We start from the raw sequence: 25,258 nt of genomic DNA, 5'->3' as shown, positions 1-25,258 counted from the left end.
TGTGACACTTTTATTGATTATCTATGTAAAGATTATTAAGAGCGCTTTCTTTTTTGATCTCGTTTCTTCAAAATATAGCGTGTAATCCCAAGAGTGATAACAATTTCATTTATTAATAAAAATTGAAAACCATTGGGTGTTGCGTTTCGCCAATCATAGATGCCCCAAATGATGAGTGTGAAGAGAACAACTGCAAGTGTATATCTAGATGCTTCTGAATAATAATCTTTTTCTTTATCCAAGGTACACATCATCCTTTCAATTGAGCTGGTATGATCACATATAATACGCAAAGATAGCGACAATAATATTTGGTAATGCTAACAATAAAGCATTATTCATCATATGATTGCGTTCGTCCCTATCTTCTTTTGTTGCTGTTGCAAAATTAGCCCGCATTCTATCCCCACTCCCCATCGAACCCGACACTAACAGAGCGAATATTATGAATATTCCACCTACCAATCCAGAAAGTAAATGCGCTTTTTCTGTACCCCATATTAGGATTGAAAATACTACACCTAGGATGGACAATATTGTTCCGATGCCTACATATTTCATTTCCGCCCCCCTTTACTTTAGTATACGATTGAGACTTCATTTTCGTTTCAATAAATCCAAAATTTTCATATTTACTACATCAACTATATAATATAAAGAGGAATTTGCTTTATTTTGTAAATTATTGTAATGTACGAAGTCGTCTTGTTGTTTTCTACTAAGCCCACTTTGTAGAGGGAGAAAAAATTTCTGTAGTAATAGTTCGCTTATGTATATCGGCTTCTTCCCCATTATTGCTTGCAGCTATTTGTGATAAATGACATAGATTTTACAAAGATTAAGAAAGGTGTAGATACGATTGAAAAAAGAAATTGGTACATTGCTATTGTTAAGTACAGTTATATTTTCAGGATGCCAATCAGATCAAAAAGATGATCCAACAGAAGAACGAATTTCGAAGGAAGCCCACAGCCCAACACATATAGATGCCACATTAATTGGGGCCTCTGACCATAATGAAGTAAAACTGTATAAGAATGGAGAGAGCGTAAAGCTAGAGATTAATGGGAAGGTGAAGGACTTTAATTGGAACAACCCTGGTGATACAGGAACCGAGCCACAAGTGTTTTACATAGATATGACGGAGGATGGCAAAGAAGAAGCTGTTATCATCATTCAAACTGGCAGAGGAACTGGGCTAGATAATTATGATATTCATATAGTAGATCAGGACTTACAAGAAATAAAGGTCCCTCATTATGAGGAAATTGTTGCTCAACATATTGAGTCAAACGTTGTGAAAAAGGATCATGAAACATTAACGATTACGGGCCAAGCACTGGGCAAGGAATATCACTTGGACTATCATGTCGATCCAGAGCTAGAATTACAGCAGGATGAACTAGGTTTTGGTGGGATAACGATTTACTATTTAGAAAATCAAAAGATAAAATTGACCCTTGCGGCTAGTGTCTTTCCTATAAATGTGGCTGATTTCCACATTACCTATAAATTCGATCATACGAAGAACGAATTTATGGTCGATCAAATAAAAGTAGCACCTATTCAACAATAAATGACAGTTGTATATTTTCAACCTATTATTTATTCGTATAGGATACGCTGCAAACGTTCATAGTAAGTATGGTATGAAACTTATACCGAATCATACGACGGAGGGATCAATTTTATGAATAATGTTCGTGAAGGTTTAATCCCAACTATTCTCGGGTCGGCTGTCACAGCGGCAGGATATGCCATGAAGCAAAAGCATGGCTCTAATAAAATGGTGGCCAACACCATTTTTGGCTTTGGTTTAGCTCATATTGTGTTAGGAGCTATTGACCTGGTAGAGCATCGTCGTTAAGAAAAGAAGGGCACTCTATGTGCTCTTCTTTTTTATTTTGAATAATTTCCCACATAATGTTAGCATGATAATATAGTTGACATGAAGGAGAGTTGAATAATGGCCACATTTGAAGATTTTACAGCGCTTGATCTACGAGTTGGTACGGTCTTGGAAGCACAGGAGCTACCAAAAGCACGTGTTCCAGCAATAAAAATGAACATCGATTTTGGTGAAGAGCTCGGTATTAAACAGTCTTCCGCCCAAATTACAAAACGTTATACGCCAGAGGAAATGGTCGGAAAGCAAGTCGTAGCAATTGTTAATTTCCCCCCACGCCGCGTTGCCGGTTTTAAGTCAGAGGTGTTAGTCATTGGTGGAGTGCCAGGTGAGGGAGACGTCATCCTGTTAACACCTGATCAGCATGTACCCAATGGAACAAAAATACATTAAAGAGCCATGCATTATGCAAGAGGCTCTTTTTTGTGAATGGGTATCCATATTTCACTTGTAAAGGTTGGTGATGAAAAATCGGTGCTCGCAAGACTGACAATTTCAGGGCCAGCAACCTGTTCATAGCTGGAAGATGGAAACCACTCAGCATAAATGCGGCCCCACGTCTCCTGAAGTGTTTGCGGGAAAGGTCCGACCACTGTAAAGGCAGCCCATGTATTCGCTGGGACAGCAAGTTGGCAAAAGCGCCCAGGGATTGTTGCTGTAGTAGCCACGCCAATATAATGATCGAGTTCTCCCTTTTGCTCCATTCGCCCCTCTGAAAAATTTGTAGAAGCTTGGATGATGCCCTTAGGTTCCACATTAGACAGCTTTTTAAGTTGCTCAATATCTGTGGTTGTTAGGGATTGCGCCAATTTCACAATGTCCGGATTTTCTCCCTGAAAAATAATCGGTACGCGTTTCATCAAACCAACGATGCGAAAAGCTTCCTTTTGCTCGAGTCGGTAATTCATTTCAATTCCTCCTTGGATGGTCAATTGGAAGGTCATCCGTGGAAAAGCTTTGAATGTTTGGCCAGTTTGCCTCGCCTCAGAAGGTTTAATCCCATGTAAGTGCTGAAAGGCTCTTGTAAAAGCATCTGCTGAGCTATAACCATACATAACTGCTATATCGAGGATTCTCAAAGAGGCGTTCGACAATTCAAGAGCGGCCAGTGTCAAACGTCTCCGACGAATGTATTCGGAGAGCGAGATGCCTGCGAGAAATGAAAACATTCGTTTAAAGTGATACTCAGAACAATACGCTCTACTTGCCACTTCCTTCATATCAATGTCATTGGTCAAATTGGCCTCAATATAGGCAATCGCTTCATTCAGTCGTGTGCATGAATCCACTTGAATAACCTCCCTTTTCACAACAATAGCAAGAATAGAATTGAGTCATCCGACATATTGTGCCCGATTTAGTCGCCATTCAAAAAAATAATCTATCGAACAGGCAGATAACTAACTTTCGAAGTTACTTTCACATACATATAATAGTGTAAAGCTAATTTTAGCCTTACACCTCCTGACTTGATACTTAGGGTCACTGCTCGCACAGTGGCCCTATGAATAAGAAGGATTAAGCATAGCTTGTATTCCATTTTTTGGAGCAAAAAATGTGTTACTGCTTTCCATTTCTGAAAAAACTCCATCCTTTTGGACAAGCTTTTGCTCTATCATAACGTCTTCTATGTAGTAGTTTGATCATCAAGAACGTATAAGAAATGACCAAGAACTAAAATTCTTGGTCATTATTATGTTAGCGGTAGGTTGAATGGCTAGGTCCAAATAAGTCTTCGTCTGAATGACGCACCAGCGAGAAATGGTCAACATTGTAATGACCGTGTAATATGTCATTATGATGTGCGATCATGGCTTCTGGTACTAAATGCTTGGAGCCGTTCGTCGAATGTCCATCAGCGACAACTGTGACATCGAAGCCGTGAACAGTGGCTGATCTGACGGCAGTATCCACACAATGCTCGGTTTTACACCCCATCATTACCAAATGCTGCACGTCATGATCCTTTAAATACTCCAGCAGCCCAGTTTTGTAGAATGCATTGGTAGCGAGTTTGTCAAAAAAGACAGCTGATATTGGAACATGGATTTTTTTATGTACTTGAAAGCCATCTCCCTCTCCACCAGCCACATCTTGATCACGAACAAAAATAATTTGAACATTTTCCTCGATAGCCTTTTTAATTACCTTATTGATGGTCTCTAGTAATTCTTCTTTGCGATAAACAGCTTGTTCCTCCTGATTACCTTCTATCAGTTCTTGCTGTGCATCAATCACAACTAACGCTTGTTTCAAACGCATCTCTCCTTTTTCAGTTACTAACCATACTTTACCATAAAGGAGGACTAATCTTTATTATTTTTTTACCTTAGAAACGGTTATGCCATCCCCAATAGGTAAAAGAATTGACTCCAATTGTGGGTGGTTCGCCACCAGACGATTAAATTTCTTCATGATGGCTGTATATCGTTTTGGTGTCACTTCTGGGTCTGCAACACTACCCGCTGCTAATACATTATCCGTGACAATTAATGCATCAGTATTTGCTAGTTTTATACAATATGCTAAATAATGCTCGTAATTTTCCTTATCCGCGTCAATAAAGAAAAAATCAAAGCGTTTTCCATCAGCTACAAGCTTTTCAAGGCTTTCAAGGGCAGGCCCAGTGAGATAGGTCACTTGTTCAGCAAAGCCTGCATTGGCAAGATTTTGTGCAGCTAACTGTGCATATTTTTCCTCTAATTCTAGTGAGGTTAATGCGCCCTCATCTGCCATTCCTCTCGCTAGACAGATGCCACTATAACCACCTAATGCACCGATTTCTAAAATATCCTGAGCCCCTGTAAGCGATACGAGCATCGTCAATAGCTTTCCTGATGAAGGAGAAACAGAAATGGCTGGCATACCTTGTTCCGTAATGGAAGCTATGACATTCTCAAGAATGGGGTCCTGCTGGGCAAATACCGTATCAATATAGTTATTCACTTTTTTCATGCACAGAATCTCCTTCTTCTATCTGTGAATGATCAACTGCAGTTTCTACTGTTTCGCTTTCATGTATATCAAACAGCTGGCTAAATTCTTGGATCACCATATCAATGGCCTTTAACTCACCTACTAAAATTTGCTGAATGGATTGAAACTCGGGCTTTTCTAATTGCTGTTTAATCGTTGCACGTTTCACATTTAACGTTTCTAAAAAGGCAATGGCTCTCCCTCTTCGGAACGTTTTTGCTCCACGTGATGCCGTTCCCTCCATTCCTCTGTGACGACCACCTCGATGATGACCTTCCTTCATATGCTCTCTAAAACCTGAACCTCTCATTCATTAAACACTCCTTTTGTATACAAACGTATACGTTGATTTAAACTTATTGTATACAAGTGTATACAATAAGTCAATTAACATATTGCTTTCATCGTTCAACATATACTAGGGATACCGATTACTTTTGAAATGGAGGTACGTGTATTGAAAAGAGTCATAAAATATGTTTTGGCGATTGGCACATTATTGATACTGTCAGGCATATTTTTAATTGGTGCGCAATCTCACTATAATCAGAAGGAAATTAAAATTGCGAGTAAACTTTGTCTTGAAAATGGCGGACATCCTAAAATCATTCGTGATTATTTGGCCCTTAACTACTCCTTTTCATGTCAAAAGGATTGAGGTTTTACATAAGATAGATACTCCAGTCATTTTTAACTATCGTTCGGACAAAAGGCTAGCTGGAAAATATACTTTCCATATATGTATAGAATTATGAAATCCCTCGGTCATAAAAAGATAGAAACGACTATCATTTATATGGAGAAGGTGTTGGAGACAGAACAGCATGCTATTCATGAATGGGAAGCGGAGAATTTTAGTGGTTATATCTAAAAATTTTAGATTTGGTTGTTGTTTGTTTGATTAACTAATTTTTCAATAATTAGAGTAAAAAAAAATAGTTGCTCCTATTTCTACATCTATGGAGGTATTCCCGCAGTTCCATCATAGTATATTGTTATTGTTGCCTGTCTTAAGTTTTGTAATTATTTGTAATTCGTTTGCAAAATATATAGGATTTGAAATTATTTAATTCAAAGGAAATCCACTACTTTCTAAATTAATTTTGTGATTTCCATACACCTGCAAATAACATTTTATAGCATGCACGCAATAAAGAAATATATACAACAAATACATCAATTTAGAATTTTAGAAATTAACAGATTATTTATTTCAAATTAATTCTCTAGTATGGCACAATACTTCAAAATTTTAAATGAACAGCAAAAATACAGTCTGATAATAGATAAAGAAGCTTCCCTTAAATGTCTATCTCTAAGTCTGAGAGAAACTTAGGAATCCTTTTACCTAGAATATAACTTACTTCATATGACTATAAGCTATTGCATGATGTGTTCAAATTGTTCAGTACTATTTTGCTCCTTGCAAGGCTATATTCGGTTCCCAGAATTTACTGGTATCACTTAACTAAAATATTGATAAAATGAATTGAATTCTTTCTTTTTCGGAGGCAATATGACTGAAATAATAAAGCAGCCTATAACCATTTCGCTTTCACAACTGGCAAATAATCCCTTTTATACTAGTAGTAATTCTTTCAATTGTAGTATTATTTCAAGCTAGAAATGATAAAGGCTCAACAGCAATATATTTATATATAACGGTTTTATATATATTCATTTATCTACTAGTTGGTTATTTTTACATATCGAATTGATACATTGTTACTGCACAAAATCTTTCAAGTATGCAAAACCACTTTTAAAGAGAGTTTACTAAAAAAACACAACTCCTATTATAGGATTTGGCCGAATGTGAAAGATCAAAAGCATATTTCTACTTAAACTAAAGCTCTCCTTTAGTTTAAGTAACTTTTTCACATACTTTATTATTTAGCTAAATTAAATAGTTTATATAATAAAAAAACAATACTTTGTTAGCAGCCTTTGAAAAAGAGATCTATCCAGGAGAATTACTTCCTTTCTTTTCATCTTTACTTATTACTTCGGCTGTTAGTATGAACTAGCCTGCTAAATAATCTTATAATTAATTGCCCTAGAATATAAATAATTGAAACAAATACAATGGCGGCATCTCTGCCAAAAGGTTTAAACCAACCTCCATCATCATCTATGAAAAAATAGCCAAATATCAAAGAAATAACGGTCATAATAAAATTCAAGCCAATGAACAAAGGCAATTTAATGTTTCTCGATGAAATACCTACAACAATTATGAACACTAGAAATACCTGAAACAAAAAATCAGCTTGTTGCCTAGCAAGATGACAATTAAATTCGTAAAAATGAAATAAGAAAGGAACTGGAAATAAAGACAAAATACTTTTAATAAACCTCTTCAATTTATATATACTCCCATATTATATTGATAACGAAAACCACCCATAAGTGTAATTTTACACTATCGGACATTTTTTTCAATATGTTGTAGTTTTATTTTTTCCAAGGCTACATATACGGTATATAGGACATTCCTGAAGGTTGAACGTTGCATAATGCCAAGGTACGGTGTACACAAAGTTTGTCGTTAACAATAAGCTTAAAAAGAAAAGGCATTACCATGAGTATGTCCTGTAAAGGTACACTCGCTGATAATGCACTTATCGAACAAAAATTTTTCATTAAGAACAACCAAATACTAATTATTTGTAGCCTCTTTTTCTTCTTCTTTTATAAATTCTTCTGTGTTGTTTATGTCTTCCGAATTCAAATCTTCTGCTGATAAGGTTGAACTAGTATTATAACTCGCTGTTTTAAATCCAAAATTTATAGCATGTTGATAATTTTCTGATGTCCCAAAAAAGATATCAAACCAATTAGGAGTTACATTTTTTACTCACTTAACATCTCCCATATCGTAAACTTGGAAAGTACTTCTTAAACGAGCGTCAGGGAATGGTAATCCGGCCTGTGTTGTAATTATTGTTCCAGCAGGAAATTTTGTACCCGATAATGCATTCCCACACACTTTAGGGCGAACTGCAGCAGTACTATACATAACTGGAACAGTACCATGATAAGTCAGACTACCCTGATCGGCTACATATGCGGTAACTGATTGATTTACATATGTTGCTGCTAAAGTACTTTCTGAAAGTATAGATGCTCCTAAAATAAATAACATTCCTAAAATTATAGGAATCTTTTTCATATTTGATTCCTCCTGTAAAGGTTTATTTTTTTTCAATTCCTCCTAAATACTCTCCGTTTTTAGGATTGAAATAGATTTCTGCTCTCTTGCCTGTTTTTTGACCTCCCACCCCCAAAAATACATTTTTCTCATCTCTTATTAGACGGAAATGATAACCATTCAAAAAATTATCATTTCCTGGTTCTAATTTAAATTCAGATATGGCTTTTTTTACAACCTCGTTACTATCTACTTTTATATCTTCATCTTTAATAGGCAGTTGTTCATCACTATCTATTACATCGTAACTTTTCAGTTTCCCCTTTTCGATAACAAATATGATACTTAGTCTTTTGTTAGGTAAGGTAATATACCCTTGCCAATTTCCTTTTTTTCCATCTGAACCATTTATTTTGCCATCATTCACACTATTCATAAAAATAAGTTCCGAATTTTTATCGTATTCTTTTGCTATGTCCATCCCTATGTCATATGCTTCTAATAAAGTTATTTCCTTATTGGGTAGTGATTCAAAAGAATCCACTTTATAAGAACCTTTCTCTAGTTCAGTTGCAAATAGTTTGTCCCTTATTGTTAATGCTCCGATAATTGATAGTAAGATTATTAGTAAAAGACCTGGAATAATTTTATATTTCACGGATACCCACCTTCACTTTTACTACTTTTAATTGCTATAGTATTTAACATATGATGGAAATTACTATATTATACTTAAAGATAGATAATATATTATTAATTTATATATTTTTATTAACAACCTACTAGATTTGAACAAGCTTAGTATAGCCATATAAATTGTAGTTTAAAAAAAGAATGATTATTTATAATAAAGTTGGATTAAAAATTCTGTGGGCATTGTTTTTGTTCTATAATTCAGAACTTTCCATAAAGAAAGACGCTTTCCTTATTTCAGAAAGTACCCGATTTTTTAATAAACTTATCCACTTATATTTAATTCTCAATGATGCAATATTTAGTTGCATAGATTGAATAAAAATGTTATGGATGTTTAATATTGAATGATATGATATTTGTAGATAGGTGGAGAGTAGGATATGAAAACTAACGACATCGTAATAAGCAAAGTAATTAAATGGTTGAAAGCTGAGGATAAATCATATCAATGGCTAGCTGAACAATTAGGAGTAAGTAAATCACTTGTAGGACTTATGTTAAAAGGAGAACGTACTTTAAAATCAGATCGCATTGAACACTTTGCCAAGATAATGGGGATCACGACAAAAGAATTGGTTCATTCAGATACAATAACGGAAGGCCAATTAACTGTTAACTTGCTAGGTGAATTATCTAATCGTCACTCTAAGAGAGAATTGGATTATTTATTGTTTGCCATCAATGATTATCTTGGATTAAAAGAGCAGGTCCAGTAGCTATCGAGATTAGGGGGACATTCAAGTGGCTATCGTTTTTTGGTAAGATGCTAGTTATAACTGACATAATTCATAGTTCTTCAACCAAAATAAAATAAGGATTCTAATTTGAATAGAGACCCTTTTTCTGGTTGTCACACTATGAGTATGATGCTGTAACCCGTCACACTCAACACCCCCTATCCTCGTAGGTTTTTGGTTGAATCGGCTACACTAAGTTGGACATAAAAAATAAGGGCTAGTACACTTAGACTACCAACTTAAAGGAGCGTGCTACTATGTCACGTCAACGTCGAACTTTTACATCTGAATTTAAATTGCAATTAGTAAAACTTTATGAAAATGGAAAATCCCGTGCAGATATTGCCAGAGAGTACGATATAACGCCTTCGGCTTTAGACCGTTGGATTAAAAACCATCAAGAAACCGGTTCATTCGCTGCCAAAGATAATCCCTCTGAAGAAGATAACGAACTAGCTCGATTACGCAAAGAAAATCAACGTTTACTGATGGAGAATGATATTTTAAAGCAAGCAGCGCTGATCATGGGACGAAAATAGATGTGATTCGAAATAACGCTCACAAATATTCAGTATCAGCAATGTGTGACGTCCTTAATATTCCGAAAAGTACGTATTACTATCATGCCGAAGTTTGTGGCAAACGTGCGCTAAAAACTGAAGATAATGAGATTTCCAAAGAGATTGCTCGTATTTTCAAAGAAAGCCGTAATAATTATGGTACGCGTAAAATCAAGAAAGAACTAAGTAAATTACCAGAGCCAAAACACGTATCACGTCGTCGAATTGGTCGTTTAATGAAAGGTCTTGGACTAGTATCAAACTATACAGTAGCACAGTATAAGGTGCATAACTCAACATGTAATGAAGGGCCGATAAAAAATGAATTACAGCGCCAATTTGAGCAAAAAGAGCCGTTGGCTGTCATCGTGAGTGATTTAACATATGTCCGTGTCGGAACAAAATGGCATTATGTATGCTTATTTGTCGACCTTTTCAATCGTGAAATCATTGGCCGTAGTACTGGTGCAAATAAGACAGCAGAGCTGGTTTATCAAGCACTAGTAAGTATTAGAGGTAACTTGAACGACATACAAATGTTTCATACAGACCGAGGAAAAGAGTTTGATAATAAGCTCATTTCAAAAGCCCTAGAAACATTTGGAATCCAGCGATCCCTGAGCATGAAGGGATGCCCTTATGATAACGCCGTGGCTGAGGCGATGTTTAAGGTATTTAAAACCGAATTCGCTAACGGAGCACATTTCTCTACTCTTGAACAGCTCGCTCTTGAACTTGATGATTATGTTCATTGGTTCAATAACATTCGAATTCACGGGACACTAGGCTATTTACCCCAGTGGAATTCAAGCAACAGACCTTATAATTTTTGTGCAGTTTAGTGTTGACATACCAAACAATGCAACTTAAATGCAAAATCTAAACCTATAATTTTAAAAATATAAATAGTAAAGGGCTGCCACAAATAATCAGCTTTCACTGACTTTTTGGACAACCCTACTTTTTTTATTTTAATTGCATTGTTGTAATGCAAGTGCCATCGCTTTCATAAGTAGAAAATGACGATTTTACAGTTTTGCCTTTGTGCTCCATTTTTATGTTATACGTTTGGTCACGAGGTAGCCATAAATCAATAAATCCATTAGCTAGAGTTTTCATGGTTTCGTTCACTAGCACATTACCTTTTGAGTCTTCAATATAGACAGCTATATCCTTATTAGCCAGCTCTCCTTGGCAACCCGTCAAGCTATGGTTAGTACAAGGGTGAGTTTCATTTATGTAAGGAGCTACAGAAACAAAAAATTCGTCTTCTGGCAAAGCATATGCTGACTCAATTCCTTCTTTATCAGTTACAATCAGCTGGTTTGATGTGATTGAAGCAGATTCGTCTTTTGTTTTGTTCCCGCTATATTCATTCACCAACTCCTTAATATTTTGCATCTCCACTTCTTTTCTAGGGTTATCGTCATTAGTACTCTCTCCATTGCAAGCACCTAGGACAATCGTAGTAAGCAAAGTTACAGCAAAAGCTTTTAATTTCATTTTATTCACCTCTAATTTCCTCATTCTTTCTACTTTGTAAAACGCTGACGACTTATACTATAAACTATAAATAAGAAGAAATTGTGCAGAGGAAAAATAGATTAATGACAAACAGATTTTATTTATTTGAGTATTGGAGACTCAAATCCATTCCAATGAAACAAACGTGACAATGTTGCTGATATATAATTGATTTTTAAAAGTTACAGCAAAAAAATTCTGAATATTTAATATTATAATCCTTTCATTGTTTATAAAGAGTATCTCATGATCATTTCCATTCAAACTCCAATGTTTTTAGTTTTGACTCAAATTCAAAGCCCAATTTTTTTGCTAAACGTTTAGATTCAAGGTTTGTTTCCATCGTTGACCATTGGGGTATTAGTCCATTTTTTATACAATCATCTAAATATGCAGAACACACTAAAGTGGCTAATCCTTTATTCATGTGTTTCTCGTCGTATGTTTCAACACTAATTTCATGTTTATTCTCGTGTACACAGCAAGAAAAACATGCACTTACTATTTTATTATCCCTTATGATACAATATCCCAGTCCATGAGTATTAAAGTCTTCAATTGAATACCAAACCTCTTCTACTACTTCAGAAAGAATCCCATCTGGATCGTTCTTAATGACTTCGGTATCAATTTTTTTTATAAGATAATTATCCGGTAAAGGTTTGTATTGCTCTTTTAAAGAAACGAAAGCCTCAGGATTGAATTGATAATACAGCTCATAATCTGGTTCGTATTCTTTATCATCAATAACATTCTCTAATACTTGTTCCCATATCTCATCTTTTATGACTGCAATAAACCAGGTTCCACCACACGATTCATAAGTATCCATTTTTAATTCATTATCAAGAAAATCACGTAAAGAATCAATAAACTGTTGATTAGTCGCATTCCCAATAAAAATACTGCTTATTCCTGTTACATCTATTAGTGCTGTATTGGGTTCTTGCGGATTGTCTACATAAATTGTCCCTCTGTTCATACCATTAATTATGGAATTTAATGTTAAATCATTCTTCTGATCAGGTGTTTGTAGTAACCTTTTTATTTTATAATAGTCTCTTTTATCCAATTTATAAATCATAAAACAGCTCAGCTCCTTTCATAATCTAGATAAAATATTTGTTTGTATTTAAATTCCTATAGTTTTTTTAAGAAAAAAATGCTTTATACAGGCGCTATGAAATGACGTAGCGATGGTACATTTTAACTTGAGTGAATGTCTACTTCTCCCTAGAAAAATCCCCTATGCCTACTGATTTTATTTTTTTATCTGTACTAAAGAAATATAGGGTAAAATCCTTAAATTAAGTCCTTCTAACTCTTTTCATTCTAAAAGTTCGGATGTACTATTTAATATTTATTACCATTTTATAACTTTTTATGAAGTAAAGCTAATAACTGCACGTTTTGATTCACCAATAAATGAGGGAACCTTTTCCAGTATTGATTACTTCGGGGCAGGACTATTCTTTACTATGAATGATGCAAACCCAGAATAAAAAAGACGTCAGGTAGACGCCTTTAATGTTTGATCGATATCCTCAATCAACCTATCCACTTGTTCCTTTGTTATCTTTATGACATATAACTCTGTCTTTTCGATTCCATCTTGAATGGCTAGGTGTTCAGGATATTGATAGTTGTTTGATATCTCTTTGTCCATACAATCACCTCTTCAATGATATATATTCGACATAAAGTATAGCAAACCTTCTATAAAAAGGAAAATTCCCAATACTTTCTCACCCTATAAGCATAAGTTTCCACTATTCCTATTAAAACCCAGTCAATTGAAAGAACCAATTCCTTAACGGGGCTATTACTTATCCAATTTTGCCGTTTTTTTAAGATAGAACACCCCAATAGACATAAGGATAATGCCATATACTTTCACCATCCTGTTTCGAATGGCTGTATCCATCGTTGTATTTAGCAGGGCAAGCCCAAAAAATGTAATGAGCAGGCCAATGAGCGTATGAATGATTCTCATTTTTCTACTCTCCTTTTAATAGGCGATCCCTACTCGACTTTTAACGAATTCCTTACTGAAGATTTGTTGGTAGGCAAAGTAGGCTGTATCGGCTACTGATATTTCACTACCGCCTTCAGGTAAAAAATTGCGCTCCACTCGATAGGTTCCTGTAAATGATCCATCTGGTAAATAGGTTGGACAAACAATCGTCCAATCGACATTGGAAACGCGTAATTGTTCAAAAACGTACTGATGCTCCTTAGCAGCAAACGTAGATTTACGTTTGGATTCCGTTGATTGATATCGAAGAATCGTAGGTGACACTCGACTTTGTAAAATACCCGCAGTGCCAATCGTAATAATTCTCTTTATCTTTTGTTGCTCCATCACCTCAAGTATGAGCGAAATACTAGTAGATAAAGTATCATTCCCATCTGTATTTAATGCACTTACTACTACATCCACATTCACCATAGCCTGTTCGAGATCTTTCTTATTTAAGACATTTCCCTGAAAGATATGTAAGTTCTTATTGTCTAGCTGTAATTTATGGGGATCACGGACAAATGTCGTTACTTCGAGTTGATCTTTTAACGCGAACTCAACAATTTGTCTTCCCACACGTCCTGTTGCACCCAAAACTAATATTTTCATAGACCTTCACCTCTACATTCCATTATAACATGCCCCCTCTATGCAAAAGAGACACATGCAATATGTGTCTCCCGCTTTCCTTATTTTGTTTCTAATAGCTGAACATTCACTATAAATGCTCCCATATTCTCTTCTTTGGCCAGCTCATGGATAATCGTTTGAATCTCACTTTCTGTGCTTTTTTCTATTTCATTACCATCGTGTAATTGGATGGTGATGATTTGATGGTTAGGAAAATCTACCATATAGCCTACCGTACTATCTGGTGAATATCCTGCCTTTCGTACCGCTTGTATGATCTTTTGTGTAAAATTAGTCTCTTGTAATTTTTCACTAAACTCTTCCGCATAGGTCGGAGAAGGAGAGAAACTTACGGCTATTGGTGAAGGCTGTTTTTCTACAATCAGCCATGATATCACTACTATAGCGAACATCAGTAAAAAGAAACCTTGTAGTATTCTCTTCATACACTCGCTCCCTTTCACCTTCATATTAACAGGCAGAAATCTAGTATTACCCCCTAAAAACGGTTAGTTATGTACGACAAAGTTTCCATTTTTCTATTCAAAGGGCAAATTACCAAGAACTCTATTTGATTTGTTCATAGATTAGAGGTGTAAGGGTTGCGCGACCAATACTAAAAATTAACCATAAGGGAGATTAAAAGATGCAAGATTGTAGATTTAATCATTATATGAACTGGGGTCAACAAAAAGACGAATCGAAAAAATGCTGTGAGAAAAAATGTAAGCATACGTGTAAATGCGAACACAAAGATGAAAAATGCCCTGAGAAAGATTGCTGTTCCAAAAACGAATGTAAAGGCTGTATTTGCCATCAATTAAAATGCCTGCCTATTGGCACACTTGTAGACGTCGTGTTAGTAGGTGGTTTTAGCTTAGCTGATGTCTTTTTCATTAGCCTAGATCCTAAAACATGCTGTGCTACATTCTTAGAAGTAGCAGATGTAGGAGCATCTCCGATTATCATAGATTGCCAACAAATTATTGTCATACGAAGAAGCACAATTGCTTAAAGAATTCTGGAATTGATATTTTCAGATATATGTAAACAGACTATTTATTTGATCTTCTGCCAGGTTAAATCCTGGCAGAATTTATAGTCTTATTCATTAATAATTACTTTGACAATGGGCTCCAGTTTGCCTCGGTACACATCGCCCAAATAATCCACTTCCACTACGACTGCTCTCGGCTCAAAACGCTGGATACACTCAATCAAACGTTTGGTGTTCATTTTTTTCATACGTTGGAAGAGTTTACGAATATCTGACCGAATGCTCCATTCCCGTTGCGGGCAAGAGACCGTAAACGTCGATAAAATAAATGCTACATTTTGTAAAATACCTTCCACTCCCGTAGCTTTTCCATTCACATTACTTAATGCCGTTACTTGATGTGTCATGCTATCAACCTTTCTTCTACGTTCATACTGAAGTTTGTTCTCTTGAAAAAGAGCACTTTGTTATTTATGCTTGTTAGTCAATATTTATGAACGTTACTTTGTTTGTACCCCATAAACTTTTGGATTAAACAAATACTTAGCTGATAGGTATGCTTTAAAGTTTAGCGAGTAAATGCATAATAGAGAACGTAGAGCCAGCTAAAGCAGCCATGAATGATTGCCCATATGATGGAATGATGGACACTCCATGAAATTGTGATCGCTAAAACAGAACCAAAGCCTATACCATTCTTGACGACTGTTTTGTGCTCCATTTTCTTCACCTTCTTTACTTTTTTCATCTCCCCTTCTTGCCGTCTCACCTTATTCCCCTCCTCTATATCTTTGGTTTATGTAACAGCTAACAAGGGCATCCTGAGAAAAAAGGATGTGTGTTGATGAACGTATTCATACTAGTTACCATCATTGTCATACCTGCTCTCATGGTCTATCTTCAGCAAAAAAGTGATAAAATGCGCCTTGTTTTCAATGCATTAGGTGTCGTATCTGCCATTCTTTTTGGCTATATTGCCGCTACTTCTATAACGCAGATTATTCTGGAGGATGTGGTCTTTATGACAACGATTCATGCTGTTTTCCTAAATCCCATTTTTCTACTGACAGGCGCGTATCTAGGTTTATTTTTCATTCAATACATGATCGATATTACAATCCATTTTAGGGCTAAGCGTTAACGATATTAATAAAAATCACAATAGACGCGCCATGTCTGTGCTGTTGGATTATAAAAGAAATAAAAATTGCCATTATCCACAATATTCAGTTGTGCCTTGGCATCTGAGGCAATTTGGAAGACAAAAGGTGTATCTTCACCAAAATCATAGCCACTTTGACAAAAGGTCGGGTAGCCGCCAATTTTGTGTTGCGGATACATCTCTTCAAGGATGTCTTCAAAATAATTAAGGCCGTCTTCATGCTCCAATCTTAGTATGTCCTCTTCTATTTGTGCAGGAATACCCCCGCCATCCCATACTGGATAATCATTGTGAATATGCTCTACCTGCAGAGGAAAGGCTCGAATACGGTCGTGCTGCCAGTCCCGCTGTACTAGGTTTTCTAAGGTGGTGTAGGCTCTTATTTCAAAATAGATGCTCAAATCATCCTCCATAAGATGATCGAAAATATTCTCATGGACAAATAGAGTTACCAATTGAAACGGCTGTAAAGCTTGAGGTACATAGGGCAAATCTTTCAAAAATAATGTAGCGAGCGGTTGAAAATCGGAAGGTCGATCCTCCTCTAGTAAAGACCATCCAACATAGCCAATCCAACTTTCTAAAAGCTCATGGGTTGGACGGAAGCCACCCGTCTGGAATATTGTCGCTTGCTTGGCTAGCTGAGATTGGATATGTTTAATGCTCATGCGCAAGCCCCTGTTGTCGACAGCAGCAATCCGTTATATGATCATTGACCATACCGACAGCCTGCATAAATGAATAACAAATCGTACTACCCACAAATTTAAAGCCGTCCTTCTTCAATTGCTTACTCATCCGATCACTGCGATCTGTTGTCACTGGTACCTCTGCCATAGATGGCCATTCATTTATGATTGGTTGATGATCGACAAACCCCCAAATATATTCAGAAAACGAGTCATATTTTTCTTGTATTTGTAGAAATGCTTTCGCATTCGTCACAACGCTAGCTATTTTTAATTTATTGCGCACAATCCGTGTGTCTTGCTGTAATTCCAAAAGCTTGTCCTCTGAATAAAGGATAATTTTTTTAGCATCGAAATGATCAAATGCCTCTCGATAGCCCTCTCGCTTTTGTAAAATCGTCCACCAGCTAAGTCCTGCCTGTGCTCCCTCTAAACAAAGCATCTCGAATAAATGCTGATCATCATAGACGGGTACTCCCCATTCTTTATCATGGTAATCTACATATAACGGCTGATCTAGCTTGACCCATGAACATCTTTTCACCGTATAACCTCCCACGTTTATGTATTATTTAATGGCCGTAATACATAGCCATCCTTTACTTGTTTTTTCACTTATATATACCGTTTGGAAACCGGTTTGTTTCAATAATTCTTTCATAGCTGCGGGTGTTTGGAAAGCCTCCATATGGTAATTCATTTTGTAGTACTCGGCGATGACAATAAATTTTCCTCCATTTTTCAATACCCTCCATACTTCCCCAACATCATGTTCCAATGATGGCCAAAAATAATGGGTTTGAAAAGCTGTAATGGCATCAAAAAATTGGTCCTCATATGGTATTTGAGACACACTTGCCTCCTTAACAATCATACTGCCACTTGCGACATTCGCTTCATTCATTTTGATGGATTCCTTTACGGCTTGTGCAGAAATATCGATCCCATAAATTATACCATTGGGATTCAATTTCGATAAATTTCTGAGTGTTTTCCCTCCGCCACAGCCAATATCTAACACACGGTCCCCATCATTGATGGCACCTTGCCGGATAAACCAGCTATTCATGCCACGATGAGTGATATTCATGATACGTAGCATCCATGAACCCATCCATCCTTTTGGATTTTTTGCCTGTTCAATTAACGATTGTAATAATGACATATCGGTTCCCCTCTCATCAAAATCGATGTGGATTTTATCCTTTTTTTACATGTATACCCTGTATATAATAATAGAAAGCACATCAACGACAGAAACTCTTACTAGTTTGTACGTGCAAAAATGATTTTTGTTTCGTTTTCGAATGAATAGGATGGAGGGACTTTGAATGATTCAACAAGCAGAGCAACAGGATGCCCTGGCAGCTGCCACATTAGCTTTATTGCTGTGGCCTAGTCATACAGTAGAGGAATTTACTGAAAGCATGACACATTTATTGAAGGATGACCATGCAGTCATTTTCTTAGCCTACGACCATGACAAGGCGATTGGCTTTGCCCAATGTCAGCTGAGAACAGATTATGTAGAGGGTACGGACTCTAGTCCAGTCGGCTATTTAGAAGGATTATTCGTCATGGATAACTATCGACAGCAAGGCTATGCTAGACAGCTTGTAGCACATTGTGAACAATGGGCCAAGCATATGGGATGCTCAGAATTTGCAAGCGATTGTGAATGGGACAATACCGAAAGTTTACAAGTACATTTACAGCTTGGTTTTACGGAAGCGAATCGAATCATTTGTTTTACAAAAAAATTATAAAAAATGTGATAAAAAAATCACAAGTGCTTCGAATCCTGCACTTGTGATTTTTTGCATCTATATATATAGGTTAATTTAAATATGTATGGTTAGAAATATTACGTTCGCGCTCATCGATAATTAAATGGATCAATAATGCAAGCTGTTGTTCTATTCGCATATTGTTTAGATGTAAGATATCAGCAATCGCACTTTTATGCTTCTCTGCTAATTCAATTTCCTCTAACTTTAAAAGAATTTCCTCTTTTGTCAGCCCAAACATCTCTTATCACCCCCACTCCTTTTTTATTATTATTTTAAACAAATTAAACACACTTCACAAATAACATATAATCATCTTATATATGAACCATTTTTACTAATTATAGGCTAATTCACCGAAACTAATCAATCTATTATCTAAAATTTCTTAATATTTTTTTTACATCAATTCCAAACTTTATTATTCAAAAAATAACATTTACAAGAAAATATACCATTTTACTTCTTTTTTTTTGGAAAATTGCAGTAATTGAAAAGAAGTTGTCTATACCATTATAAAAATAATCAGTCAGTTTGTCGAATAATAGAGTTTTCGCTGCCTATTTATCTCATCGTTTTTAACCCAAACATATTACTTTACCCATAAATATAAAGTTGAAACCTTCTGATGCCTACCGCAAAAAAAGTAATTTCAAAATTGAAACTACTTGTCTTAGTTGTATAATCGGTTATTAAATTATTTTTTTAATATCATTTTTCAGCATTTTTATATGGTTCTCATCATTTGTTTGAACCCTCTCTATTTGTGATACTCTTGATGTCGTGTCTTGTTGCCAAGTTGTTGTCTGAACATGCTTTTGCACATATAACTGACTGTTTTCCTGTACCACCGCAGGAGCTTTCACTGCACTTAAATCTGTATCACGTATTTCTAATAAAGATTGATTGGACAAAGCTAAAAATGGGCGTGCTGCTTCGCCTACTTGACAATGTTCAATACGTCCCATTGAACGATCAGACCATATCATCGCATACGTGCTATCCTGACAGTCATTGAAATGGCTGTTGGCTACTTCAAAAATGGCATCGATACATGTAATCCCGTTGCCTTTCATTTGTTCAAACGTACAATGCTGTGTAAACAAACGGGCATTGTTCAAATATACATGTTGCTTTTCCAGCTCTCGAATGTTTGTATGGTGAAGCATAATTTTGGCATGATCATTGCCATAAATACCACCTGATTGCCCAAATTGAATAATCGTTTGATGGAGCTGTAGCCCACTTGCATCCACAATGATATGAAATTGCTGATGGTTTTGGATTTGACATTCGGTCATCGAAACATCAGCTTCATCTACGATGGTCATACCAACAGCCATTCCATTACGTACATGACATTTGCGAAACTCTGCCTTGCTATTCTCTATCAGCATTTGTGCTTTCACATGACGATTAAACTGACAATCGTAGAATTGAGCTTCTGTTTTTTCTCCCAGGTACAGCCCGAGTCCTTGGCCATCTGAAAATATAGAATCAGATACCATTACCTCACTACGGTGGACGATCATATTCGTGTCATGATGATTCTTGATTTCACAGCCATCCATACGTAAAAACGTATCATCAAATAGCTGTATACCAACCCCCTGTCCTTGGTGAATAAGGCAATTGGTGATTGCCAGCTCACTAGACGCCGCTACAATTTGCTCCTTTTCATGACCATGAACTTCACAATCCTCCATGACCATCTTCACATGACGAATCGCAAAAATACCATGTTTCTTCCCTTCGAGCAGCAGACAATTGCTTAATGTCATCTCGCAGTTTTGCGCAATAATTTGAGCTTTCACATGATGCTCAAGTGTTGTATCAACGAGAATAACACTGGAACCATTAGCAACACGTAGACCAAAATGATTGAGCGGTGTAGCAAGCACAGCACAATTTTTCATCAGCAAACTACCATAGCTTACCATAATCTGCGTGCGAATCAATTGCTCCTCAATAATACAATTTTCTAACTGTAAATCTCCTTTTACATAAAGTCCCTGCCCTTGGCGAAAACGTAAATTACGCATATCTACATGGGTCTGGTAGCGAATAAAAACACCACCTTTAATTGTAACATTGCCAACTCCATACAATGTCAGCCGCTTGGAAATATCCAAGCTCTCCTCATAAATACCATCTCGAATTTCTATCATATCCCCAGGCATAGCCTCTTCAATTGCCTGCCCAATGCTTTGGTACCGATGCATAATACTTCTCTTTACTACAAGCGTTGCCATTTACACACTCCTCAGCCTAAAAATGATCGTATCCTATTTATATACCGAACAGGCTTGTGGTTATTCAATTTTGTGTAAAATTACTGGATTATGCATGTATTCGTTTGTGAGGAATGAAGATTTTATGACGGTTCATGGCCGTCCTGACACGCCTCCATGTATACGTATATGAGGTGAATCAAAAAAAAACCAACAAAGGATGATTCCATCTTTGTTGGTTCTTATTACTCTCAATTATTTTTTTCTTTTCACAAAAACAAAGGCAAAAATAGCCGCGAGCACGACTAGGATAGCAATGATCCACACTGTGCTTGAGTTAGATGATGTTGTTTCATCAGTTTGCTGCTCTTCTCTTGGTGTGGCATTCGAAGACTGTACTTCTTTCGTGTCATCTGCTGCTACCTGAGCAGAGCTGATTTGCACATATTGAAGTGTGGCTGTATTGGATGCCGGTGCATCATGGCCGTCTCCATGACCTTCTTCATGATCACCATGTCCTTCTTGATTGTCATCATGTCCATGATGGTGATCTCCAGCTGTCGTAAAAATAGAACGTTCTAGCTGTTGACCTACCCAGCTTTTAGCATCCGTTGATTCTGCAAAAATGCGAGGGTGTCCTGACAGCATATACGTTTTACCGTTGATGATAATGCCCGTTTCATCACCTGTCACGACATCTTCAATAGTGCCAGTTGGACCTTCGGCAAAGCCACCCATTTGAAGAAGCGTATGACCGCCCATATCAACATCTAGGTGTTCCGTTAAGAAGGTAATATACTCCTCTTTCGTCATTGTCGCATCTGGGTTCTCTACTTCAAGTTTATGATGAAAAAGTGCTGTATTTATTTCCTTGTATGTAAGGTCGCCCTCTAAAGAAGAAATGTATTCTTCTTTTTGTGCTGCTTGTGCTAATTCATCCACTGTTGCTCCTTCAAGTCCAAAGAAGCCACCTACCCAGCTTGCAAAATCTTTGCGTGATAAGTTGTCAGTTGGGTTTAAGGCCATATCTTTGCCATTATACCCAAGGAGCCCAATACTATGTAACACCATTATGTCCTTAATAGTTGAAGTTGTTTCAGGGACATCCGTAAATAGTGTACTTTTATCCATCGTATGGGCGTAGGCAGCAGGTGCCATGAATAAAGTACTCATTAGTAATAAAAGTAAATATTTTCTCAAAATGATTCCACCTTCCAATACATTAGTATACAGCGTAAATGTGATGGAAGTTTGAAATTAACGGGTCAAATCGTTACAGTTTAAATCGGCGTATTAAACTATTTAATTGCTCGGCCATCTCTGCTAGATGCTCAGCACTATGTTTAATTTCTTCCATAGAGCTAGCGGACTGTTCAATTGTGGCAGAGGTCTCCTGTATGCCTGCCGCTGACTGCTCAGAAATAGCTGCCATTTCATCTATGGACTTATTAATCGTGACAGTATTGTGAACGACATCATCTAGCCCAGAGGACATCCCCTCAATATTTGTAGCAATGGCCTCAATTGCGTCGGCAATATGATGGAACGTTACATTGGTCGTTGTAATTTGCAATGCCCCTTTCTCCACTTCACTATAGCCCTGCTCAAGAGAAGCGGTCACTCTATTGGAACCATCCTGAATGTTACGGACGATACCTGTAATATCTTCCACAGAATATGACACTTGCTTGGCTAATTTTCGGACCTCATTGGCCACTACGGCAAATCCTTTGCCTTGTTCCCCCGCTCTGGCTGCTTCAATTGCTGCGTTCAATGCTAGTAAATTTGTTTGTGCCGCAATGGTTTGAATGACCGTGACAAGCTTTGAGATTTCTTGTGTTTGCTTGCTTAATCCATCAACCTGATCTACTGCATCCTTCACAATATCTTGAATGGCTCCCATCTGCTTAGTAGAGGAGGACATTAAGTCCCGTCCCTCCCTTGTTAAAACTATAACATCCTGAGAATAGTGCTGAACGTCTTTATTGCTTTGATGAACAGAGGTTACTTTTCCTGCAAAGTCATTCATGGAAGTCGCAACATCTGTCGTGTGGCTGGCTAGCTCATCCGTCCCACTTGCAATTTCTGTCATCGTATGGGCGATTTGGTCTGTCCCCGTCTTTACTTCTGATGTTGATTGCAATAGCTCCTCACTATGGGCCGCTACGTCATTCGATACCGTTTGAATATGCTTCAATAAGCGATTCAAAATATCCGCCATCGTATTGGTTGCCTCCATTAGCTGGCCCACTTCGTCTTTCGATTGAATTTTTAAAGGAGGACCGCTTAAATCCCCATTCGTCATTCGTTGCATTCGCTCCGTTAATGTCATAATAGGTCTTGATATACCGCGGGCACTCAATAGCTCAACAATAATCGCTATGACAAAAATGAGTATACCTACGACGATGCCAATAAGCTGCTTATTCTCCCCAGCAACTATCATGTCAGCGCCTACCTCATTGATCGCTTGCTTGCGTTGCTCTGCTAAACCTTCATAGCCTTCACGAATGGTTGTGGCTGTTGCATCCATTTTTGTGATGTTTTGAATCGCGAGCTCCGCATTACCTTGATCATAAACAGCAAATACTTGTTGTTCAATATAGCGATTCCATTCCTTCGCCATTTCTGCAAGTTTGCTGAAATCTTCAGAGCTTGTCATGGCTAATCGTTGTTTTTCGTTGCTCGCTGCACGCGCTACATTATCTTGAAAAATAGCTTTATACTTTTCATCGCCAGACAATACATAGCCTCTAGCAGCAGCTATTCTTACATCGATGGTTTGCGCTTGTCCGTAATCTGTCGTTAATAGCTGTAATTCTTGCTCAACAATTTGTTCTGTTGCATGGTTACTTTGCTTAATAGCAAAATAGTTGTACACGATATATAACGCCATGATCGTAATAACAATGCTAAAGGAAAAAACAATTCTTCTACTAATCGTTTTGAATGACATGTGCAAAAACCCCTTATTTTCCGAATCTATTCCATAAAAAGTAATCTACCATTTTCAAAGAAAGATTGGTGGCTTTAGGAATTTTTGCTATATTTCCAGAAATAACTTGGTCAATTTTGTGTATTTTATAGCATCTTCCATCATGAGTAATTTGCCCTAATCAATCCCAAGCATGAAACATGACGTCACCAATAGTTTCACTTTTGAAATAGGCAATGTTCTTCCACTCCATTGCAGATAAACTATGCAAGGCTCGGTCTTTTTCCAGTAACGTATTTAGCGTTGCTGCTTCCAAACATTTTCGCATTGGAAAATATTTGTGTAGCTGTGGTCTCGATAAAAAGGCAAAGCTAAGCTCTTCATCCAATTTTGCAAAGGCAATATACGGCATCCAGCGATGGTGAAGAATGGTCACCATTTCCCCATCTATTTCCACTAGTGCTTGCATATAGACAAAATGCGGTCGATCGATAAAATGTCGTACTTTCGCTCGCTGTTCACTTGTTGCTAAATGGTACACCATCGATTGAAACATGCGCACATCTTGTTCGATTAAATGGTCAGCATCAAAACCAGTAATTCCTTTTGTTAATCGCATCCAATCACTCCTTCATGTTTGTCACTCTATGGACCTTCTATTTTAACTAGTCCTATTCCTTCCAAATCGTTCAAATTAATTAATTTACTCAAAATAGCAATCGTAAAGTGAATGTGATAAGCAAGATATAATAGAAAGCGGTATTTCTTTGCGATAGATTGGTTGTTTTACTTGGCAAGTAGCTAGATAGGAAATAAATGTATTTATTGTGTATAATTAACATACAACAAAAGTGAGGTGAGGATTTGTCAAATCTTCAATTTTTAATGTTGATGTTTATTTTATTGATAGTGATTGTTAGTTTAATTAAAAATAAAAACGCACCCCGGTTTGCTGGGGTGCGTCTACATAATTTTAGCCTACTACTTCTTGGTATTCAGGATGCTTTTCAAACTCAGCTTTTGCGAAGGGACATAATGGGATAACTAGTAACTTTTCTTTTTTCGCATAGGCAACAGCCGCTTTAACTAATTGCTGTCCAATATTTTGACCTCTAAGATGCTCGCCTACATGTGTATGATCGAGAATGATTCGACTTTCCCCTACACGAACGAAATGCACCTCTGCCTCACTATTTTCCTCGTTTCCGATATAAAAGGATTGGTTACCTTGTTTAATTTCCATGGCATAATGCTCCT

33 protein-coding genes and 1 pseudogene are annotated in these 25,258 nt (G+C 36.8%); 9 read left to right on the top strand and 25 right to left on the bottom strand.

The window, feature by feature from the left end:
* Positions 1–35: 35 nt before the first annotated feature.
* Both C9J29_RS07975 and C9J29_RS07970 read right to left on the bottom strand, forming a co-directional pair.
* The gene (locus tag C9J29_RS07975; RefSeq protein WP_237068775.1) at positions 36–251 is read right to left on the bottom strand and encodes a hypothetical protein; all 216 of its coding nucleotides are present in this window, start codon (positions 249–251) and stop codon (positions 36–38) included.
* 25 nt (positions 252–276) lie between these two features.
* Positions 277–561 carry a DUF5316 domain-containing protein gene (locus C9J29_RS07970; protein ID WP_008179747.1) on the bottom strand — a complete coding sequence of 95 codons (285 nt, stop codon included), beginning with the start codon at positions 559–561 and terminating at the stop codon, positions 277–279.
* A 298-nt stretch (positions 562–859) separates the two neighbouring features.
* Here C9J29_RS07970 and C9J29_RS07965 point away from each other — a divergent pair, with 298 nt between their 5' ends.
* The 3 genes from C9J29_RS07965 to csaA all read left to right on the top strand — a co-directional run bounded on the left by C9J29_RS07965 (position 860) and on the right by csaA (position 2,299).
* A complete protein-coding gene (locus C9J29_RS07965) occupies positions 860–1,576 on the top strand; it encodes a hypothetical protein (RefSeq protein ID WP_107921903.1) in 717 nt (238 codons plus the stop codon).
* Between the two features lie 114 nt (positions 1,577–1,690).
* Positions 1,691–1,867 carry a hypothetical protein gene (locus C9J29_RS07960; protein WP_008179752.1) on the top strand — a complete coding sequence of 59 codons (177 nt, stop codon included), beginning with the start codon at positions 1,691–1,693 and terminating at the stop codon, positions 1,865–1,867.
* 99 nt (positions 1,868–1,966) lie between these two features.
* The gene (gene csaA, locus C9J29_RS07955; RefSeq protein ID WP_008179754.1) at positions 1,967–2,299 is read left to right on the top strand and encodes a chaperone CsaA; all 333 of its coding nucleotides are present in this window, start codon (positions 1,967–1,969) and stop codon (positions 2,297–2,299) included.
* A gap of 11 nt (positions 2,300–2,310) precedes the next feature.
* Here csaA and C9J29_RS07950 read toward each other — a convergent pair whose 3' ends face one another.
* From C9J29_RS07950 to C9J29_RS07935, 4 genes are all read right to left on the bottom strand, one after another.
* Positions 2,311–3,195 carry an AraC family transcriptional regulator gene (locus tag C9J29_RS07950; RefSeq protein WP_107921902.1) on the bottom strand — a complete coding sequence of 295 codons (885 nt, stop codon included), beginning with the start codon at positions 3,193–3,195 and terminating at the stop codon, positions 2,311–2,313.
* 409 nt (positions 3,196–3,604) lie between these two features.
* A complete protein-coding gene (locus tag C9J29_RS07945) occupies positions 3,605–4,162 on the bottom strand; it encodes an isochorismatase family protein (protein WP_089984708.1) in 558 nt (185 codons plus the stop codon).
* A gap of 60 nt (positions 4,163–4,222) precedes the next feature.
* Complete coding sequence (locus tag C9J29_RS07940) at positions 4,223–4,861, bottom strand: O-methyltransferase (RefSeq protein ID WP_089984711.1); 639 nt, start codon at positions 4,859–4,861, stop codon at positions 4,223–4,225.
* The gene (locus C9J29_RS07935; RefSeq protein ID WP_008179767.1) at positions 4,845–5,192 is read right to left on the bottom strand and encodes a hypothetical protein; all 348 of its coding nucleotides are present in this window, start codon (positions 5,190–5,192) and stop codon (positions 4,845–4,847) included. Before C9J29_RS07935 ends, C9J29_RS07940 begins: the two co-directional genes overlap by 17 nt.
* 147 nt (positions 5,193–5,339) lie before the next feature.
* On the opposite strand from C9J29_RS07935, the gene C9J29_RS07930 reads away from it, so the two are divergent.
* Positions 5,340–5,540, top strand: coding sequence for a hypothetical protein (locus C9J29_RS07930; protein ID WP_036125393.1), 201 nt, complete (start codon positions 5,340–5,342; stop codon positions 5,538–5,540).
* Positions 5,541–7,739: 2,199 nt separating this feature from the next.
* On the opposite strand, the gene C9J29_RS07920 is transcribed toward C9J29_RS07930, so the two are convergent.
* Together C9J29_RS07920 and C9J29_RS07915 are read right to left on the bottom strand one after the other, a co-directional pair.
* Complete coding sequence (locus tag C9J29_RS07920) at positions 7,740–8,090, bottom strand: hypothetical protein (RefSeq protein WP_107921901.1); 351 nt, start codon at positions 8,088–8,090, stop codon at positions 7,740–7,742.
* Positions 8,077–8,691 (bottom strand): hypothetical protein, encoded by a 615-nt coding sequence (locus C9J29_RS07915; protein WP_089984715.1) that lies wholly within the window; start codon positions 8,689–8,691, stop codon positions 8,077–8,079. The genes C9J29_RS07920 and C9J29_RS07915 overlap by 14 nt, the downstream gene beginning before the upstream one ends.
* 418 nt (positions 8,692–9,109) lie before the next feature.
* Between C9J29_RS07915 and C9J29_RS07910 the strand changes: the two genes are divergently transcribed.
* Both C9J29_RS07910 and C9J29_RS07905 read left to right on the top strand, forming a co-directional pair.
* The gene (locus C9J29_RS07910) at positions 9,110–9,445 is read left to right on the top strand and encodes a helix-turn-helix domain-containing protein (protein ID WP_089984717.1); all 336 of its coding nucleotides are present in this window, start codon (positions 9,110–9,112) and stop codon (positions 9,443–9,445) included.
* Between the two features lie 278 nt (positions 9,446–9,723).
* A pseudogene (locus C9J29_RS07905) lies at positions 9,724–10,852 on the top strand (IS3 family transposase).
* Positions 10,853–10,992: 140 nt separating this feature from the next.
* Here the strand turns inward: C9J29_RS07905 and C9J29_RS07900 are convergent.
* The 6 genes from C9J29_RS07900 to C9J29_RS07885 form a co-directional block, all read right to left on the bottom strand.
* Complete coding sequence (locus C9J29_RS07900; protein WP_170844062.1) at positions 10,993–11,529, bottom strand: CueP family metal-binding protein; 537 nt, start codon at positions 11,527–11,529, stop codon at positions 10,993–10,995.
* A gap of 271 nt (positions 11,530–11,800) precedes the next feature.
* Positions 11,801–12,634: a GNAT family N-acetyltransferase gene (locus tag C9J29_RS07895; protein ID WP_089984723.1), complete on the bottom strand. Its 834-nt coding sequence runs from the start codon at positions 12,632–12,634 to the stop codon at positions 11,801–11,803.
* Between the two features lie 426 nt (positions 12,635–13,060).
* On the bottom strand, positions 13,061–13,216 hold the full coding sequence (locus tag C9J29_RS24265) for a hypothetical protein (protein WP_008179775.1): 156 nt from the start codon (positions 13,214–13,216) through the stop codon (positions 13,061–13,063).
* Positions 13,217–13,372: 156 nt separating this feature from the next.
* Positions 13,373–13,543, bottom strand: a complete 171-nt coding sequence (locus C9J29_RS24260; protein ID WP_164908692.1) for a hypothetical protein — start codon at positions 13,541–13,543, stop codon at positions 13,373–13,375.
* A 15-nt stretch (positions 13,544–13,558) separates the two neighbouring features.
* A complete protein-coding gene (locus tag C9J29_RS07890) occupies positions 13,559–14,179 on the bottom strand; it encodes an NAD(P)-dependent oxidoreductase (protein WP_008179778.1) in 621 nt (206 codons plus the stop codon).
* Between the two features lie 80 nt (positions 14,180–14,259).
* On the bottom strand, positions 14,260–14,646 hold the full coding sequence (locus C9J29_RS07885; RefSeq protein ID WP_107922011.1) for a hypothetical protein: 387 nt from the start codon (positions 14,644–14,646) through the stop codon (positions 14,260–14,262).
* 200 nt (positions 14,647–14,846) lie between these two features.
* Between C9J29_RS07885 and C9J29_RS07880 the strand changes: the two genes are divergently transcribed.
* Positions 14,847–15,215: a hypothetical protein gene (locus tag C9J29_RS07880; RefSeq protein ID WP_008179782.1), complete on the top strand. Its 369-nt coding sequence runs from the start codon at positions 14,847–14,849 to the stop codon at positions 15,213–15,215.
* An 89-nt stretch (positions 15,216–15,304) separates the two neighbouring features.
* Here C9J29_RS07880 and C9J29_RS07875 read toward each other — a convergent pair whose 3' ends face one another.
* Positions 15,305–15,604: a hypothetical protein gene (locus tag C9J29_RS07875; protein WP_008179784.1), complete on the bottom strand. Its 300-nt coding sequence runs from the start codon at positions 15,602–15,604 to the stop codon at positions 15,305–15,307.
* A gap of 161 nt (positions 15,605–15,765) precedes the next feature.
* Complete coding sequence (locus C9J29_RS07870) at positions 15,766–15,966, bottom strand: hypothetical protein (RefSeq protein ID WP_043990650.1); 201 nt, start codon at positions 15,964–15,966, stop codon at positions 15,766–15,768.
* 75 nt (positions 15,967–16,041) lie between these two features.
* On the opposite strand from C9J29_RS07870, the gene C9J29_RS07865 reads away from it, so the two are divergent.
* Positions 16,042–16,338: a transposase gene (locus C9J29_RS07865; protein ID WP_107921900.1), complete on the top strand. Its 297-nt coding sequence runs from the start codon at positions 16,042–16,044 to the stop codon at positions 16,336–16,338.
* Positions 16,339–16,343: 5 nt separating this feature from the next.
* Here the strand turns inward: C9J29_RS07865 and C9J29_RS07860 are convergent, their stop codons facing one another.
* Genes C9J29_RS07860 through C9J29_RS07850 form a run of 3 tightly spaced genes read right to left on the bottom strand, consistent with a single transcriptional unit; the run spans position 16,344 to position 18,213 of the window.
* Entirely contained in the window at positions 16,344–17,027 is a 684-nt protein-coding gene (locus C9J29_RS07860; protein WP_090001699.1) for a DUF1963 domain-containing protein, read from the bottom strand.
* Positions 17,017–17,592 (bottom strand): DNA-3-methyladenine glycosylase I, encoded by a 576-nt coding sequence (locus C9J29_RS07855; RefSeq protein WP_090001701.1) that lies wholly within the window; start codon positions 17,590–17,592, stop codon positions 17,017–17,019. The genes C9J29_RS07860 and C9J29_RS07855 overlap by 11 nt, the downstream gene beginning before the upstream one ends.
* A gap of 24 nt (positions 17,593–17,616) precedes the next feature.
* Positions 17,617–18,213: a class I SAM-dependent methyltransferase gene (locus tag C9J29_RS07850; protein ID WP_008179795.1), complete on the bottom strand. Its 597-nt coding sequence runs from the start codon at positions 18,211–18,213 to the stop codon at positions 17,617–17,619.
* Between the two features lie 166 nt (positions 18,214–18,379).
* Here C9J29_RS07850 and aac(6') point away from each other — a divergent pair, with 166 nt between their 5' ends.
* Positions 18,380–18,814, top strand: a complete 435-nt coding sequence (gene aac(6') / locus C9J29_RS07845) for an aminoglycoside 6'-N-acetyltransferase (RefSeq protein WP_107921899.1) — start codon at positions 18,380–18,382, stop codon at positions 18,812–18,814.
* Between the two features lie 70 nt (positions 18,815–18,884).
* On the opposite strand, the gene C9J29_RS07840 is transcribed toward aac(6'), so the two are convergent.
* From C9J29_RS07840 to C9J29_RS07815, 6 genes are all read right to left on the bottom strand, one after another.
* Positions 18,885–19,076: a hypothetical protein gene (locus C9J29_RS07840; protein ID WP_008179801.1), complete on the bottom strand. Its 192-nt coding sequence runs from the start codon at positions 19,074–19,076 to the stop codon at positions 18,885–18,887.
* Between the two features lie 451 nt (positions 19,077–19,527).
* Positions 19,528–21,087 carry a right-handed parallel beta-helix repeat-containing protein gene (locus C9J29_RS07835; RefSeq protein WP_107921898.1) on the bottom strand — a complete coding sequence of 520 codons (1,560 nt, stop codon included), beginning with the start codon at positions 21,085–21,087 and terminating at the stop codon, positions 19,528–19,530.
* 234 nt (positions 21,088–21,321) lie between these two features.
* A complete protein-coding gene (locus C9J29_RS07830) occupies positions 21,322–22,266 on the bottom strand; it encodes a hypothetical protein (RefSeq protein WP_090003184.1) in 945 nt (314 codons plus the stop codon).
* 73 nt (positions 22,267–22,339) lie between these two features.
* Positions 22,340–24,022 (bottom strand): methyl-accepting chemotaxis protein, encoded by a 1,683-nt coding sequence (locus tag C9J29_RS07825; protein WP_107921897.1) that lies wholly within the window; start codon positions 24,020–24,022, stop codon positions 22,340–22,342.
* 160 nt (positions 24,023–24,182) lie between these two features.
* A complete protein-coding gene (locus C9J29_RS07820) occupies positions 24,183–24,620 on the bottom strand; it encodes a hypothetical protein (protein WP_089984752.1) in 438 nt (145 codons plus the stop codon).
* A 354-nt stretch (positions 24,621–24,974) separates the two neighbouring features.
* A complete protein-coding gene (locus C9J29_RS07815; RefSeq protein WP_089984755.1) occupies positions 24,975–25,244 on the bottom strand; it encodes a GNAT family N-acetyltransferase in 270 nt (89 codons plus the stop codon).
* Positions 25,245–25,258 lie beyond the last annotated feature (14 nt).

This window comes from Lysinibacillus fusiformis, from assembly GCF_003049525.1.
In the GTDB taxonomy this organism is placed as follows: Bacteria; Bacillota; Bacilli; order Bacillales_A; family Planococcaceae; genus Lysinibacillus; species Lysinibacillus fusiformis.
This window is presented reverse-complemented; position numbering and strand designations above follow the sequence as displayed.